Here is a 17,798-nt window from a genome sequence, read left to right on the forward strand (position 1 = left end):
TAAGATTTTTATTTAGTTCCTAAATAAACTGGTCCTGTAAATGGTGCCAATCCACTATCTTTTAATGTTATTATATAATAATACGTTCCGTTTGGTACTGTATCAGAAGTTCCGAAAGAAGACTTATTAGAATTTCCTCTCCAGTCTCCCAGATTTTCTCCAAGCGTATAGTTGCTAGATTCATAAATTAAAGCTCCCCAACGGTTGAAGATCTTAACATCTGCTACAAATCCACATAATTCGATTCCTTTAATATCAAATGACTCGTTGTAAGCGTCTCCGTTAGGTGTTACAGCTTTTGAAATTACAATGTCATTTTCACCACATGGTAATACCACACAATCTGAATTAACCTGAAGTGTAAGTTCTGTTTCGTAGATAGAACCATCTCTTGTGGTCTTGTATTTAACTAAGAATTCTAATACTTCTCCAGGATTGAAATCTTCTCCAAGTTGTAATTTCGTTGGATCGAAAATTGAACCTATTAAAGTAGCTACATTAGATCCAGAAAGGAATTCCCAAACCCCTTGAAGGTTTACATCACTTGGAATCAGGTCTTGTATGATATCTTTCAAGTCTACAGCGCCATCGTCATAACATAGTGGTGCTGCAGTAGTTTGAGTTGTTACTGTTTGAATTGCAATTAATACAGTTTGTGTATAAACAGATTCGTTACCACAAGCATCAGTTGCTGTCCAGGTTCTTGTAATTTGGTAATCTACAAAAACGTTATCTACAAAAGTACTTTCTTCAGTAAATTCTACAGTATATTCAGAACAGTCGGTAAATTCAAGTTCCGGAGCATCTGGAATATCTAATGAAGTAACAGCTATGGTTTCTTCATATTCAGTAACATTCTCAGGAGCTTTAGTATCCTGAACCGTGATGTTTTGAGTATGAGAAATTGCGTTACCACATTCATCAGTTGCTGTCCAGGTACGAGCAATTGAATAACTAGAAGGACAAGAACCGTCTGTTCTTACATCTTCTACAGTTACCGTGGCATTTCCACAGTTATCTGTAGCTGTTAAAACGACATCGTCAATGGTAGGAACCGCATCACATTCTACAGTTATATCTGTAGGTAATGATTCAACAAAGGTTGGTGCCGTAGTATCAATAACCGTAATAGTTTGTGTAGCTGTAGAAGCATTTCCACAATCATCGGTCGCTGTCCATGTTCTGGTAATTATTTTGGTATTACCACAAGCAGCAACCTCAGAATCACTTTCTGTGATGGTTACATTACCACAAGTATCGGTAGCCGTAGCGACACCAGTACTCACGCTTGTTTCATCTTCAGAGCATTCAATAGTTACGTTATCCGGAGCTGTAATTGTTGGAGCAACAGTATCAACTATAGTAATGGTCTGCGTTGCAGAAATAGGGTTACCACATTCATCAGTAGCCGTCCAGGTTCTAGTAATTACTTTGGTATTACCACAAGCCGTTACAACATCATCACTTTCAGTAATTGTTACATCACCACAAGTATCAGTAGCTGTAGCTACACCCGTATTAGCACTAGTTTCGTCTTCATTACACTCGATAGTGACATCGGCAGGTACTGTTAATACCGGAGGCGTTGTATCTTGAACAGTAATAGTTTGCGTTGCAGAAGTAGGGTTACCACATTCATCAGTAGCCGTCCATGTTCTGGTGATTACTTTCGTATTACCACAAGCCGTTACAACATCATCACTTTCAGTAATTGTTACATCACCACAAGTATCAGTAGCTGTAGCTACACCCGTATTAGCACTAGTTTCGTCTTCATTACACTCGATAGTGACATCGGCAGGTACTGTTAATACCGGAGGCGTTGTATCTTGAACAGTAATAGTTTGCGTTGCAGAAGTAGGGTTACCACATTCATCAGTAGCCGTCCATGTTCTGGTGATTACTTTCGTATTACCACAAGCCGTTACAACATCATCAGTTTCAGTAATAGTTACATCCCCGCAAGTATCCGTAGCAGTAGCTACACCAGTATTAGCACTAGTTTCATCTTCAGTACACTCGATAGTGACATCAGCAGGTATTGTTAATACCGGAGGCGTTGTATCTTGAACTGTAATAGTTTGCGTTGCAGAAGTAGGGTTACCACACTCATCAGTAGCTGTCCATGTTCTGGTGATTACTTTCGTATTACCACAAGCCGTTACAACTTCATCAGTTTCAGTAATTGTTACATCCCCGCAAGTATCCGTAGCAGTAGCTACACCAGTATTAGCACTAGTTTCATCTTCAGTACACTCGATAGTGACATCAGCAGGTATTGTTAATACCGGAGGCGTTGTATCTTGAACTGTAATAGTTTGCGTTGCAGAAGTAGGGTTACCACACTCATCAGTAGCCGTCCATGTTCTGGTGATTACTTTCGTATTACCACAAGCCGTTACAACATCATCAGTTGCAGTAATAGTTACATCCCCGCAAGTATCCGTAGCAGTAGCTACACCAGTATTAGCACTAGTTTCATCTTCAGTACACTCGATAGTGACATCAGCAGGTATTGTTAATACCGGAGGCGTTGTATCTTGAACTGTAATAATCTGCGTTGCAGAAGAAGGGTTACCACACTCATCAGTAGCTGTCCATGTTCTGGTGATTACTTTCGTATTACCACAAGTCGTTACAACATCATCAGTTTCAGTAATAGTTACATCCCCGCAAGTATCCGTAGCAGTAGCTACACCAGTATTAGCACTAGTTTCATCTTCAGTACACTCGATAGTGACATCAGCAGGTACTGTTAATACCGGAGGCGTTGTATCTTGAACTGAAATAGTCTGCGTTGCAGAAGTAGGGTTACCACATTCATCAGTAGCAGTCCATGTTCTGGTGATTACTTTCGTATTACCACAAGCCGTAACAACGTCATCACTTTCTGTGATGGTTACATCACCACAAGTATCAGTAGCTGTAGCTAGACCAGTATTAGCACTAGTTTCGTCTTCAGTACACTCGATAGTGATATCGGCAGGTACTGTTAATACCGGAGGCGTTGTATCTTGAACTGTAATAATCTGCGTTGCAGAAGAAGGGTTACCACATTCATCAGTAGCCGTCCATGTTCTGGTGATTACTTTCGTATTACCACAAGCCGTTACAACATCATCACTTTCAGTAATGGTTACATCACTACACGTGTCGGTTGATGTTGCAATACCTGTATTAGCACTAGTTTCATCTTCAGTACACTCGATAGTGACATCAGCAGGTACTGTTAATACCGGAGGCGTTGTATCTTCGATTGTGAAGGTTGCGGTTGTAGTTGATTCATTTCCACAAGCATCAGTAGCTGTAAAGATTACCGTAGCCGAACCAGTATTTCCACAATCATCACTCAAAATAGTGAAATTATTAGACCAGATAATTACGGAACAATCGTCTGTTGCAACAGCACCGCCATTTGAGTTTAGCCAATCGTTTAATTCTGTTACGTTTCCAGCACCATCACATTCAGCCACATAAGCAGCAGCTGCAGTTGTGATTGTTGGAGCAGTTGTATCTTTAATGATATATGTTGCAGTTGTAGTTGTTTTATTCCCACAAGCATCGGTAGCTGTAAAGGTTACCAAAATACCATTACCGTCACAATCAACAGTTGTATTTTGTCCATAATCATTAGACCAAATTACTTCACCACAGTTATCAGTAGCCGTTGCACCTCCATTACTATCTAACCAGTTTTGAAGCGCATCAGGATCTGTTACACCACATTCGATTTCTATGTTGGTTGCTGTCGTGTTTATTGAAGGCGGAGTTGTATCAATTACAGTGATAATTTGATCAGCAGAAGTTTTGTTACCACAATCATCGGTAGCTGTCCAAGTTCTGGTGATTACTTTAGTGTTACCACAAGAAGCAACTTCAGCATCAGTTTGAGAAATTATTACATTTCCACAAGTATCAGAACCAGTAGCTACGCCAGTATTGTCGCTAGATTCGTCTTCAGTACACTCGATAGTTACATCAGCAGGAGCAGTTATTGAAGGCGGAGTTGTATCAATTACAGTGATAATTTGATCAGCAGAAGTTTTGTTACCACAATCATCGGTAGCTGTCCAAGTTCTGGTGATTACTTTAGTATTACCACAAGAAGCAACTTCAGCATCAGTTTGAGAAATTATTACATTTCCACAAGTATCAGAACCAGTAGCTACGCCAGTATTGTCGCTAGATTCGTCTTCAGTACACTCGATAGTCACATCAGCAGGAGCAGTTATTGAAGGCGGAGTTGTATCAATTACAGTGATAATTTGATCAGCAGAAGTTTTGTTACCACAATCATCAGTAGCTGTCCAAGTTCTGGTGATTACTTTAGTGTTACCACAAGAAGCAACTTCAGCATCAGTTTGAGAAATTATTACATTTCCACAAGTATCAGAACCAGTAGCTACGCCAGTATTGTCGCTAGATTCGTCTTCAGTACATTCAATAGTTACATCAGCAGGAGCAGTTATTGAAGGCGGAGTTGTATCAATTACAGTGATAATTTGATCAGCAGAAGTTTTGTTACCACAATCATCAGTAGCTGTCCAAGTTCTGGTGATTACTTTAGTGTTACCACAAGAAGCAACTTCAGCATCAGTTTGAGAAATTATTACATTTCCACAAGTATCAGAACCAGTAGCTACGCCAGTATTGTCGCTAGATTCGTCTTCAGTACATTCAATAGTCACATCAGCAGGAGCAGTTATTGAAGGCGGAGTTGTATCAATTACAGTGATAATTTGATCAGCAGAAGTTTTGTTACCACAATCATCGGTAGCTGTCCAAGTTCTGGTGATTACTTTAGTGTTACCACAAGAAGCAACTTCAGCATCAGTTTGAGAAATTATTACATTTCCACAAGTATCAGAACCAGTAGCTACGCCAGTATTGTCGCTAGATTCGTCTTCAGTACATTCAATAGTTACATCAGCGGGAGCAGTTATTGAAGGCGGAGTTGTATCAATTACAGTGATAATTTGATCAGCAGAAGTTTTGTTACCACAATCATCGGTAGCTGTCCAAGTTCTGGTGATTACTTTAGTGTTACCACAAGAAGCAACTTCAGCATCAGTTTGAGAAATTATTACATTTCCACAAGTATCAGAACCAGTAGCTACGCCAGTATTGTCGCTAGATTCGTCTTCAGTACATTCAATAGTCACATCAGCAGGAGCAGTTATTGAAGGCGGAGTTGTATCAATTACAGTGATAATTTGATCAGCAGAAGTTTTGTTACCACAATCATCAGTAGCTGTCCAAGTTCTGGTGATTACTTTAGTGTTACCACAAGAAGCAACTTCAGCATCAGTTTGAGAAATTATTACATTTCCACAAGTATCAGAACCAGTAGCTACGCCAGTATTGTCGCTAGATTCGTCTTCAGTACATTCAATAGTTACATCAGCAGGAGCAGTTATTGAAGGCGGAGTTGTATCAATTACAGTGATAATTTGATCAGCAGAAGTTTTGTTACCACAATCATCAGTAGCTGTCCAAGTTCTGGTGATTACTTTAGTGTTACCACAAGAAGCAACTTCAGCATCAGTTTGAGAAATTATTACATTTCCACAAGTATCAGAACCAGTAGCTACGCCAGTATTGTCGCTAGATTCGTCTTCAGTACATTCAATAGTTACATCAGCAGGAGCAGTTATTGAAGGCGGAGTTGTATCAATTACAGTGATAATTTGATCAGCAGAAGTTTTGTTACCACAATCATCGGTAGCTGTCCAAGTTCTGGTGATTACTTTAGTGTTACCACAAGAAGCAACTTCAGCATCAGTTTGAGAAATTATTACATTTCCACAAGTATCAGAACCAGTAGCTACGCCAGTATTGTCGCTAGATTCGTCTTCAGTACATTCAATAGTTACATCAGCAGGAGCAGTTATTGAAGGCGGAGTTGTATCAATTACAGTGATAATTTGATCAGCAGAAGTTTTGTTACCACAATCATCGGTAGCTGTCCAAGTTCTGGTGATTACTTTAGTGTTACCACAAGAAGCAACTTCAGCATCAGTTTGAGAAATTATTACATTTCCACAAGTATCAGAACCAGTAGCTACGCCAGTATTGTCGCTAGATTCGTCTTCAGTACACTCAATAGTTACATCAGCAGGAGCAGTTATTGAAGGCGGAGTTGTATCAATTACAGTGATAATTTGATCAGCAGAAGTTTTGTTACCACAATCATCGGTAGCTGTCCAAGTTCTGGTGATTACTTTAGTGTTACCACAAGAAGCAACTTCAGCATCAGTTTGAGAAATTATTACATTTCCACAAGTATCAGAACCAGTAGCTACGCCAGTATTGTCGCTAGATTCGTCTTCAGTACATTCAATAGTTACATCAGCAGGAGCAGTTATTGAAGGCGGAGTTGTATCAACAATAGTAAAAGTAGCTGTAGTTTCACTAAAATTACCACATTCATCGGTAGCTTTAAAGGTTACAGTAGCAGTACCTGTTATACCACAATCATCCGAAATAGTGTCGCCAATTTTGCTCCATGTAACAGAGCCACAAGAGTCAGAAGCAATAGCACCTCCATGATTATTTAGCCAATCAGAGAATTCAGTACCATTAGCACTACTGCATTCTACGGTAGCATTACTAGCTTCTACGGTGATTGAAGGCGGAGTGTTATCCACAATTGAAAAAGTAGCAGTAGTTTCACTGAAATTTCCACAATCATCGGTAGCTCTAAAAGTAACAGTAGCAGCACCGGTTAATCCGCATTCATCAGAAATAGTATCACCAACTTTGCTCCAGGTTACAGAGCCACAAGAGTCGGAAGCAACTGCCCCACCATTATTGTTAAGCCATTCGGAGAATTCAGTTCCATTTAAAGTACTACATTCTACAGAGGAATTACTTGCAGCAGTGTTAATTGTAGGAGGAGTAGTATCCACAATTGTAAAAGTAGCAGTAGTTTCACTAAAATTTCCACAATCATCGGTAGCTCTAAAAGTAACAGTAGCAGCTCCTGTTAATCCGCATTCATCAGAAATATTGTCACCAACTTTACTCCAGGTAATAGAACCGCAAGAGTCGGAAGCAACTGCCCCACCATTATTGTTAAGCCATTCGGAGAATTCAGTTCCATTTAAACTACTACATTCTACAGAGGAATTGCTTGCAGAAACAGTAATTACTGGTGCAGTATTATCTTGAATTACAAAATTGGCGTTAAATTGCGCAGAATTATTGCATTTATCGGTTGCTGTGAAAAGCACTTTATAAGTTGAAGTATTTCCACAAGTTTCTAATATTTCAAGTATTTCATATGACCAAATAACATTATCATCACAATTATCTGTAGCTGTAGCTCCTGCATGAGTTTGTAACCAAGCTTCATATTCAATTTGATTACCGTTTCCATCGCATTGAACTAAACCAGAAGTTCCACCGATAATTACAGGGGGAGTATCATCTTCAACGGTTATTTCTTTAGATACAGTTGATGAATTACATTCAGCAATGGCATTTGGATCAGTTGTTGTTAATGTTACTGTGTAAGTTCCACAGCTAGCGTATGTATATGAAGGATTTTGTTCTGTACTTGTATTTCCATCTCCAAATTGCCAGAAAAATTGAGTACTTGGACCTCCATTTGTTGTAGCTGTAAAATCTACATCTAATTGACAATCACTACCAGTGCTAGGGGAGTTTTCCATAATTGAAGTTGTTACTCCTTCTACAAACTCAATTTCTATATCTGCAAATACGTTGACACTCGCGTTAGCACAGGAACTACCATCTATGCCTAATTTTATATTTACTTTTATTCTTAAGGTATAAGTTCCAGGTGTTGATACCGTAACAGTAGTGTTAGGTGAATCAATTGGGGAATAAAAAACAGTTCCAGGATTTGTATTCGAAGGAGGCACAGTCCATTCATAGGTAACCGCGCCACTAATAAGTCCATTAAGTTGTACAGAAATATCAGTTGGTCCGAAACACACCGCATTATCCGAACCAGAAATTATTGCAAAATCCGGATCTAATTGAGGTGTACCTCCTGCAGCAATTAAATCATCAAAAACTATACAGTTGTTACCTTCACCTTCACAACGAGAATATTCAACAGATCCAATTTTTATTTGTATATTGTTATTACAGGACTGTTTTCCCGATACTCCAATAGGTTCTCCATAAGTTTTGTCTGTGTCTATTATTTTTATCGCTGTGTTTTCAGCTAAAATTAAAACAGCTTTGGCAGTCCACCATATATGGGCGTCATTTTCAATAATAATTTTATCCACAGAATTAGGAATAGTTATATCTCCTGTAATAAGAATATCAACACCAGAAGCAATGGTCAAAGTACCTATACAACTGTTGTTATTAATATAGCTAACTAGCTCATTACCTGTCATTATATTATCTCCTCCAGTGGCAGCTGTATCAATAATACAGTCAGCCTGTACAGAGAAGAAGCTAAATAACATTAAAGAGAAAGAAAATAAAACATGTTTTATTTTCAAGCTTTTTTTGTTAAATAATTTAAAAGTACTTGTTTTCATAAGCCAATAATTGGTTAACATCAGTTTGAATAGTATTTAGGTATGTATATAAAATTATCTTACTAATTTTTTAATAATCTAATTTTCTTAAAGTAGTGAGGGAGGAGTGCTATTGTTTACACTAAGACTTAAAAGAGATATTAGATTTGGGGTCATTTTTTAATATTCTACACAACAAAAGAACATACGCGACGTTGCTTTTTCAAAAAAAAATGTTAAACACCTTAAAAAAACGATAAACCGTACAGTAATAACAGTTAATCGAGTTAATGTGTTTTTTTAGCGATAAGCATGGTTTACATATGTTAATTTATTAAAGTTGAGAATTGATAATAGCTTTATTTATATTTTCTGATTAAATTAGTTATACTTTAATTCAACAAATAAAGTGATTTTTATCGATAAAAACAACATTTTAACGATGAAAATTGCATTTTATCGAAGTTATGAAAAAAATTATACTAGTAAGACATGCTAAATCCTCGTGGGAATTTAATGTCATAGATCATGAGAGGCCGTTAAACCAACGTGGTATTACAGATGCAAACCTTGTTTCAAAGCATTTAAACATGGATTCTGCTGCTATAGATTTAATACTTTCCAGCGATTCTGTGCGTACTTCACAAACCTCAAAAATCTTCATTTCAAATTTAAATCTAATGGATAAAGATTTAGAGTATATGTATGAATTGTACGATTTTGATGGTAGAGATTTAACACGCGTTATTAAATCTTGCGATACAGATGTGAAAACTTTACTAGTTTTTGGACATAACCATGCTGTTACAGACTTTGTTAATACGTTTGGTAGTCAATACATTGATAATGTACCGACTAGCGGAGTGGTTATAACAGAGTTCGATATTAACGATTGGAAAGATTTGAATAAAGGAAAAACTGTATTAACTTTATTTCCAAGAGATTTAAAAAATGATGAATAAAGCATCATTTATATTGAACATTATTTCCTGCAAATAAATATATTTGCTTAAACCGATATAAACGAATTATGAGCATGACGAAACCCGAAGTACACACGAATAGCTATATAAATAGAGAAATAAGCTGGTTACAATTTAATGCACGGGTTTTACAGGAAGCAGAAGACGAAGCGGTGCCGTTAATCGAACGTTTAAGGTTTCTTGGAATTTTTTCAAACAACTTAGATGAATTTTTTAAGGTACGTTATGCTACAGTAAAACGTATTGTTGATGCAGGTAAAGCGGGTAAAAATGAGTTAGGAGGTATTCGAGCCGAAGAACTACTTGAAATCATTACGCAGATTGTAATTAAACAACAAAGTGAGAGTTTAGAGATTCTGGATATGATTCAGCAGCGTCTTGAAGACGAGGATATTCATATTATTAATGAAACACAAATTGATGCTTCCCAAAGTGAATTTATAAGACGTTATTTTCTTAGAAAGGTCAGTCCTGCACTGGTAACGATTATCCTTAATGATGATGTTGTTTTACCAAATTTAAAGGATAGTGCTGCTTACTTGGCGGTTAAAATGATTATGGCAAACAAAAGCAAACAGTTTGCTTTAATTGAAATTCCAAAGTCTGTTAATCGATTTGTTGAATTGCCAAAGCAGGGCGATAAAAGTTATATCATTATGATTGATGATATGCTACGCTATTGTTTGAAAGATATCTTTAATATTTTTGATTATAAGGAAATATCTGCGCACATGATTAAAATCACTCGTGATGGTGAGCTCGATTTTGATAGTGATTTAAGTAAGAGTTTTATTGATAAGGTTTCCGATAGTGTTAAACACCGAAAAATAGGTGAGCCGGTTCGCTTTGTTTACGATAAAACTATTCATCAGGACACATTAGATTATTTGATGTCTAAAATGGGTATTGATAATACCGATAGTATCATTCCTGGAGGTCGCTACCATAACCGAAGAGATTATATGAGTTTCCCGAGCTTAGGTCGCACAGATTTAATGTATGATAAAATTGAAGCTTTACCTGTAAAAGGATTAAGTCTTGAGGAAAGTATTTTTAAAGCTATTAAAAAGAAAGATTATTTAATCTATGCACCTTATCAGACGTTTTCTTATGTGGTTAAGTTTTTACGTGAAGCGGCTTTAGATCCGAGTGTTAAAACCATAAAAATTACTATTTATCGCCTTGCTGAGATTTCACATATTGCAAGTTCTTTAATTAATGCAGCCATTAATGGGAAATCGGTTACCGTGGCAATTGAGCTTAGAGCTCGTTTTGATGAGCAGGCCAATATTGCCTATGCACAGCAAATGGAAGATGAAGGCATTAACTTAATATTTGGTGTTCAGGGCTTAAAAGTGCACAGCAAAATGTGTATTATAGAGCGTGAAGAAGGTAAAAAGTTAAGACGTTATGGTTTTATTAGCACAGGAAACTTTAACGAATCTACCGCAAAGATTTACACAGATTACACGTTACTGACTTCAGATCAGCGCATATTAAAAGATGTTACTAAAATTTTTAGTTTTTTTGAAACGAATTATAAAATTTTCAGATATAAGCATTTAATTACCTCGCCGCATTATACCAAGAAAGCGATTTTCAAATTGATTGATAAAGAAATTGAAAATGTAAAACAAGGTAAGCCGGGATACATAAGACTTAAAATGAATAGTATTTCGAGCTATACCATGGTCGATAAATTGTATGAAGCAAGTAATGCCGGTGTGAAAATTCAAATGATTGTTCGAGGAATCTGTTGTTTGATTCCGGGAATAGAAGGTATGAGCGAAAATATTGAGGCGATAAGTATTGTCGATAAATTTTTAGAGCATCCTCGTGTGTATATTTTCGGAAATGGCGGTGATCCAAAAGTATATATTTCTTCGGCAGACTGGATGACCAGAAATATAGAAAATAGAGTGGAAGTGAGTTGCCCAATTTATGATGAAGATATAAAAAGAGAAATTATTGATACCTTTAATATATCCTGGAGCGATAATGTTAAAGCACGTATTATTTGCGACTCGCAAGAGAATAAATATCGAGTTAATGACAAGGAAAAGGTAAGGTCACAATTTGCCACTTACGAGTATTATGTAGATAAAATGAAAAACTAATATGCTTTCAATTAAAAAATATGCAGCGATAGATATCGGTTCCAATGCGGTAAGATTACTTATATCTAATATTATTGAACGCGAAGGGAAACCAGTTAAGTTCAAAAAGAACTCTTTGGTACGTGTCCCTATTCGTTTGGGAGCAGATGTTTTCGTGAATCAAAGAATATCTAAGGAAAATACACAGCGTATGCTGGATACCATGCTGGCTTTCAGGTTGCTTATGAAATCTCATAAAGTGGTTAAATATAAAGCCTGTGCTACATCAGCAATGCGCGAATCGACTAATGGAAAAAAAATTGTGGAAGCCATTTCCCAGCAGTCCGGAATAAAAATCGATATTATTGATGGCGAGGAAGAAGCAGCTATTATTGCAGCTACCGATTTAAACACATATATCGACGAAAGTAAAACTTATTTATATGTCGATGTAGGTGGGGGTAGTACTGAGTTTACCGTAATTCATGAAGGTGTTCAGGTTACCTCCCGATCATTTAAAATAGGAACTGTACGTTTACTTAACGATATGGTCTCTAAAGAAACCTGGCTCGATTTGGAGGCCTGGATTAAAACCCATACTAGTCAGTATGATATGATATCTGTGTTAGGTTCTGGAGGTAACATTAATAAGATTTTTAAAATTTCAGGTAAAGCCTTAGGAAAACCGCTTTCTTACTTTTATTTAACCTCATATTACAATACACTTCAAAGTTATTCATACGAAGAACGTATTTCAGAATTAGACTTAAATCAAGACCGTGCAGACGTTATTATACCGGCAATGCGAATTTATTTATCGTCAATGAAATGGAGTGGTGCCAAAAACATCTATGTACCGAAGATTGGTTTGGCCGATGGTATTATAAAAAGTATATACTACGATACGGTTTCGAGCAATACACAGTAAAATTATGCACTTCACCTTTTAAAATTGTAAGATTTTAGGTTTATAATATATATTCGTGTTACTTATTTAGTTAAGCAACAGATTTACATACTAAACCTATATTATTATGAAAAAAATACTACTTACAATACTTCTTGGTGCGTCCTTTTACGGGTTTTCACAAGATGTAAAATTTGGTGTTAGAGGAGGATATAATATATCAAATCTAGATTTTAAGGATACACCAATCATGGAAAACAAGCATAGAAATAGCTTTTATTTCGGCGCTTTCAGTGATATCGCTTTCTCCAAAGGATTTTCATTGGTTCCAGAACTTCAGTTTTCTGCTGAAGGTGCTAAAGATGAAGTTTTAAACTTAGACTACATTCAAATGCCTATCTTTTTAAAATTCAGACTTGCGGAAAAACTACGTTTCGGTATAGCGCCACAAGTGGGATTAAAAGTTCATAAAGAGGAAGATATGATGAAAAACTTCGCGTACTCTGGTGTCGCAGGTTTAGATTATAAGATATCGTACAGCCTGTTTGCAGACGTACGATATACTTACGGATTCTCTAATATCTTTGATGATAATGTAAATGCTGAAGCTAAAAACACCAATATCCAAATAGGTGTTGGGTTTAAATTTTAACCGTGTATAGCTTCAGAAGTACCTAATTTAGACATAATTTCAGCTTCATATTCCAGAAGTTGTTGCCATTTGGCATCAACTTCTTGTTTTACCCCGTATTTACGGGCAAAGCCTAAAAACATGGTGTAATGGTTAGCTTCACTAACCATAAGGTTTCTGTAAAATTTAGCCAATTCCTGATCTTCAAGTTCTTCAGATAACAACCTGAAACGTTCGCAACTTCTGGCTTCAATTAGGGCCGCGTAAAGTAAGCGGTGAACCAGCTGGGTTGTTCGGCTTCCGCCTTTGGGAAAGAATTTCGTTAATTCTATAACATAATCGTCACGTCGATCGCGTCCTAAAGTCCAGCCGCGCTCAATAATTTTATCGTGTACCATTTTAAAATGGCTGATTTCTTCCTTTACCAAGGCTGTCATTTCCTGAACTAAATCGGTGTATTCAGGAAAACTTACAATAAGCGATATCGCTGTGCTAGTTGCTTTTTGCTCGCAAAATGCATGATCGGTAAGTATTTCTTCAATGTTCTTTTCTACAATATTAACCCAACGTGGGTCTGTTGGTAATTTTAATCCTAACATACTATGTTGTTTTAGGTTTAATGTGGTATTCTTTAATTTCTATGGTTCCGTTTTCAAAAATGTTCAGAATAAAATCTCTGTAAATTTCAGTTTCTGGTATTTGAAAAGCGGTATGTAACTGAATTTTTTGTTCAGTTGAAGCTTCATGATTGATCCATACATATTGCATAATGGCCTTATCCCAAAACTCTGAGTTTTCAAACGACTTAAAAAGACGTTTGTCTAAAGCAGAATTAATAATGGATTCGGTATTCTTTGAAATCTGAATATGGGCTTCAAAGTTTTTGTAATGTGAATATATAATGGAATCGCGTTTATTTCTTTTGGTATAAACAAGAGGATTGCTCTCCGTTGAATGATAGTTGATTTTTACCTGAAATCCTGTGCTTAAAATGGTGTCTGTTACAATTTTTACAGGCGTTTCAGGAATAAAGTGTAACTCCTCACTGAAGGCTTTAAATAGATTGTCTTCTTTCAAAATGGCTTCGTTAGACATGTATGCACGTTCACGACCATCACAACTTATAAAACCTATAATAATGAAAATTAAATACAGTAGTTTTTTCATTTTAAATCCATTAAAGGTCTAAATCGAAAGTCTTTCTTAAGATATCGATATTAGCATTTTTTTCTTTAAGCTTTTCAAATTTCTCCATCGGGGTGTAAGCGTATTGTTTTTGTTTCACCTCGTTAACATCAATAGACAAACTAATGTCGTAATTGCTTAAAGACTTTCTAATATACGCCAAAAGATCGTATTGGTTACGCTCAACTTCAACTTTATTGGTTTCGGCAGGATATTCTACGTGTATTGTAGTGCCTTTTACTTTCGGAGTATCCATCGCCAAAATAGAGGCCAGGTTATGCAGACCTTTACTCCTTATAGAGTTTGTATATTCGTTCCAGGACGCGATAAGAGCTTGCTCAGTAAATGGTTCGCTTGGTAGATTTTCTTCATCTACAACAACTTCCATTTGTTTAATCTGGTGTTCTTTCTTAACCCGTAAACTACTTAGCGATAATCCGGATTTACGTTTATTATCGCTTTTTAAATCAATTTTAGCCGGCTGCGGCGCCTGAAAATTATTAGCAGGTATTTGCTTTTTTGGAGTTGTCTCTTCTATTGTAGTTGATGCCTTCGGAAGGTTAACAGGAACAGGAGTGATCCCTTTTTTCTTAAAGAAAGATGCCGGAATTATGTAATGTCTGCTATTTTTTTTTTCTCCATCAAAAGTGATAGAGGCAAGCTGCATAAGGCATAATTCAATGAGTAAGCGTTGGTTTTTACTTGTTTTATATTTTAAATCACAGTCGTTAGCCAGATTTATGGCCTCAAGTAAAAAGGCTTGTGTTGCTTTTTGAGACTGTTCTAAATATTTCTTTTTAGTTTCTTCACCAACTTCTAAAAGCTCAATGGTTTCAGGAGTTTTGCTTACCAGTAAATCTCTAAAGTGAGATGCTAATCCGGCGATGTAATGATGACCATCAAAACCCTTAGATAAGGTGTTGTTAAACTGAAGTAGTAAATCTGGAATCTTGTTTTCTAAAATTAAATCGGTACTGGTGAAATAGGTTTCGTAATCCAGTACATTTAAATTTTCGGTAACTGCTTGTCTGGTTAAGTCTTTACCTGAAAAACTAACGACACGATCGAAAATCGATAAGGCATCACGCATAGCACCATCTGCCTTTTGGGCAATAATATGCAGCGCATCATCATCAGCTTTTACGCCTTGTTCTTCAGCAATATATTTTAAATAGTCCTTAGCATCTTTAACTGTAATTCGCTTAAAGTCAAAAATCTGACAACGCGATAAGATGGTTGGGATAATTTTATGTTTTTCGGTAGTTGCTAAAATAAAAATGCAATGCTTTGGTGGTTCTTCTAGGGTTTTAAGAAACGCATTAAAAGCAGCCTGAGACAGCATGTGTACCTCGTCTATAATATAGACTTTATATTTACCAACTTGCGGAGGAATTCTAACCTGGTCCGTTAAGCTTCTAATATCGTCAACCGAGTTATTAGAGGCAGCATCGAGTTCAAAAACATTAAAGGCAAAATCTTCATCACCAGTTTCAGTTCCATCGCTGTTAATCATTTTAGCCAGGATACGCGCACAAGTGGTTTTACCCACACCTCGTGGCCCTGTAAATAGTAAGGCTTGTGCTAAGTGATTGTTATCAATGGCATTAAGTAAAGTGTTTGTAATGGCCTGCTGACCAACAACGTCTTTAAACGTTTGAGGTCTGTATTTACGGGCTGATACTACAAAGTGTTCCATTGATATTTTTTGATAAACAAAGTTAAAAATTCAAGTCAAAAATATATGTAAACCTTATAAAAATTAAACAGGAGTTATTAACAATTAATTGTATTTTTGCCCGCGAGTAAATCGCCTTATCGCTGTTTCAATTTATTTTGAAAGGGAGGAAAGTCCGAACACCATAGTGCATCATAGTGGTTAATGGCCACCGGCCGAGAGGTCAGGAAAAGTGCAACAGAAAGGATGTACAGGTAATGCTGTAGTGAAATCAGGTAAACTCTATGAGGTGCAATGCCATGTATACCAACGCTTGAGGGCGGCACGTTCGATTGTTGGAGGGTAGGCAGCTAAAGTGTACTGGTAACAGTACATTCAGATAAATGATAAGGGCTTTTAATTTTAAAAGTACAGAATTCGGCTTATAGGTTTACTTAAGTACAAAAAATCCTTCTGGTTTACCAGAAGGATTTTCCATTTAATAAAATCTGCCTTAATTTACTTTTTAGGGAAATAAGAGAGATCAGGTCGCATTTTACCGCTTACCTCTTCAAATCTTTCGGCATAATCCATAACTTTTTTGAACGTATCCCAGCTATCTGGACCTAAAAGTTTGTCATTTTCTTTAGCTTTTGTTGCTCCGTCAATTTCATCTTTTGAAGAGACAGCAACAAGATAGCAGTCTTCAGATGTGCCAAAACCATTTCTGTAAACGCGGTAATATTCTTTTGATTTTTTTGTTTCGTACATATTTTTCACGGCTTCCATACCTTCTCTTACCTTTTTCGCATTCTGAGGGGTGAAGTAAATATAGAACCACTTGCGGTAATCCTGGCCTTCCTGCATCATGCTGAAGCCTTCGGGCATATATGATAGATCTTTGACCAAATGAATAATATAGCTGCAGTGAGAGTCGTAACACTTATCGAAATCATCGAACAATTTACCAAAGTCGTCGCCCATAGCTTTAGCCATTTCGGCAAATGGACGATTATCTAAAGCTGCCATGTTTTCAATTTCAGAAATATAAAGATACTTTAGGTTATCGGTTGTTGCAGTTGCCCAATTAGCTTGAACATTATACTTTACGCAGGCTTCGTTAAAGGCTTTAGCGGTTTTTTCATAATCCTCAAGTTTCGATGGCTTTACATTATCCTGATGTATACGATACATTTGAGCAGAAACATTCGGAATTAAAACAATAATAAATATGATAGATAAAATGTGTTTTATAGTTTTCATGTTGGTATATTTTATTGAATTATTTAGGGTTTTATTCTTTAGCCATTTCTGCATTTTCAATCTCAGCTTCTTCAATTGGTGCTTCGGCTTCAGATAGTTTTTTGGCTGCTTCTAAAGCTTTTAAAATAGGAGCGGAGTCGTAATAAACGTATTCTTCAACAATTTTACTATCAATAAATCTCGCTGTTAGGTGTACCGGAACTGTTACTTTTTCTCCCGATTCCATAACAACGCCATTCCAGATGCCCCAATAATTAACCCAGGTTTCAGCATCTTTATCTATAACCATTTCAGAGAACGATCCTTTGTCCTGAAATCCATAAGAAGCGAAATTGACAACCATATTTTGCAGGTTGGTCATGTTATCTTCAGGAGATAGTCCTTTAATAGTGTTATGATGAATTTTTGCAGTGTCTGCAAAATTGGCTCTCCAGGCAGTCCAGTCCTGGTCTTCATAGGCTTTAATACCCGATTTTAAAATGTCTATTTCATGAGAAGTTTCGAAATAGCGTTGTGGTTGGTCTTTACATGCAACAAATAATATGGTTGCAAGCATTACTAGAAGAAGTTTTTTCATA

10 protein-coding genes and 1 other RNA gene are annotated in these 17,798 nt (G+C 36.6%); 5 read left to right on the forward strand and 6 right to left on the reverse strand.

What is annotated here, in order from left to right:
- Positions 1 to 8: 8 nt before the first annotated feature.
- Complete coding sequence (locus tag R1X58_RS13610; protein ID WP_317292986.1) at positions 9 to 8,483, reverse strand: T9SS type B sorting domain-containing protein; 8,475 nt, start codon at positions 8,481 to 8,483, stop codon at positions 9 to 11.
- 485 nt (positions 8,484 to 8,968) lie between these two features.
- Here R1X58_RS13610 and R1X58_RS13615 point away from each other — a divergent pair, with 485 nt between their 5' ends.
- The 4 genes from R1X58_RS13615 (at position 8,969) to R1X58_RS13630 (ending at position 13,139) form a co-directional block, all read left to right on the forward strand.
- Positions 8,969 to 9,463, forward strand: coding sequence for a SixA phosphatase family protein (locus tag R1X58_RS13615; RefSeq protein WP_240574020.1), 495 nt, complete (start codon positions 8,969 to 8,971; stop codon positions 9,461 to 9,463).
- 74 nt (positions 9,464 to 9,537) lie between these two features.
- Positions 9,538 to 11,601, forward strand: coding sequence for a polyphosphate kinase 1 (gene ppk1 / locus R1X58_RS13620; RefSeq protein ID WP_240574017.1), 2,064 nt, complete (start codon positions 9,538 to 9,540; stop codon positions 11,599 to 11,601).
- Position 11,602: 1 nt separating this feature from the next.
- Positions 11,603 to 12,508 carry a Ppx/GppA phosphatase family protein gene (locus R1X58_RS13625; protein WP_240574015.1) on the forward strand — a complete coding sequence of 302 codons (906 nt, stop codon included), beginning with the start codon at positions 11,603 to 11,605 and terminating at the stop codon, positions 12,506 to 12,508.
- 106 nt (positions 12,509 to 12,614) lie between these two features.
- The gene (locus tag R1X58_RS13630; protein ID WP_240574013.1) at positions 12,615 to 13,139 is read left to right on the forward strand and encodes a porin family protein; all 525 of its coding nucleotides are present in this window, start codon (positions 12,615 to 12,617) and stop codon (positions 13,137 to 13,139) included.
- Here the strand turns inward: R1X58_RS13630 and miaE are convergent.
- The 3 genes from miaE to dnaX are packed head-to-tail and all read right to left on the reverse strand — an operon-like array spanning position 13,136 to position 15,999.
- Positions 13,136 to 13,717: a tRNA-(ms[2]io[6]A)-hydroxylase gene (gene miaE, locus R1X58_RS13635; RefSeq protein WP_240574011.1), complete on the reverse strand. Its 582-nt coding sequence runs from the start codon at positions 13,715 to 13,717 to the stop codon at positions 13,136 to 13,138. The two genes, R1X58_RS13630 and miaE, sit on opposite strands and share 4 nt — an antisense overlap.
- 1 nt (position 13,718) lies before the next feature.
- Entirely contained in the window at positions 13,719 to 14,285 is a 567-nt protein-coding gene (locus R1X58_RS13640; RefSeq protein ID WP_240574008.1) for a hypothetical protein, read from the reverse strand.
- 10 nt (positions 14,286 to 14,295) lie between these two features.
- Positions 14,296 to 15,999, reverse strand: a complete 1,704-nt coding sequence (gene dnaX / locus R1X58_RS13645) for a DNA polymerase III subunit gamma/tau (RefSeq protein WP_240574006.1) — start codon at positions 15,997 to 15,999, stop codon at positions 14,296 to 14,298.
- A gap of 103 nt (positions 16,000 to 16,102) precedes the next feature.
- On the opposite strand from dnaX, the gene rnpB reads away from it, so the two are divergent.
- An RNA gene (rnpB, locus tag R1X58_RS13650) (RNase P RNA component class A) lies at positions 16,103 to 16,419 on the forward strand.
- Between the two features lie 57 nt (positions 16,420 to 16,476).
- Here the strand turns inward: rnpB and R1X58_RS13655 are convergent.
- Positions 16,477 to 17,220, reverse strand: a complete 744-nt coding sequence (locus tag R1X58_RS13655; RefSeq protein ID WP_240573978.1) for a hypothetical protein — start codon at positions 17,218 to 17,220, stop codon at positions 16,477 to 16,479.
- A gap of 31 nt (positions 17,221 to 17,251) precedes the next feature.
- On the reverse strand, positions 17,252 to 17,797 hold the full coding sequence (locus R1X58_RS13660; protein ID WP_240573975.1) for a nuclear transport factor 2 family protein: 546 nt from the start codon (positions 17,795 to 17,797) through the stop codon (positions 17,252 to 17,254).
- Position 17,798 lies beyond the last annotated feature (1 nt).

Source organism: Aestuariibaculum lutulentum, from assembly GCF_032926325.1.
Classification (GTDB): Bacteria; Bacteroidota; Bacteroidia; order Flavobacteriales; family Flavobacteriaceae; genus Aestuariibaculum; species Aestuariibaculum lutulentum.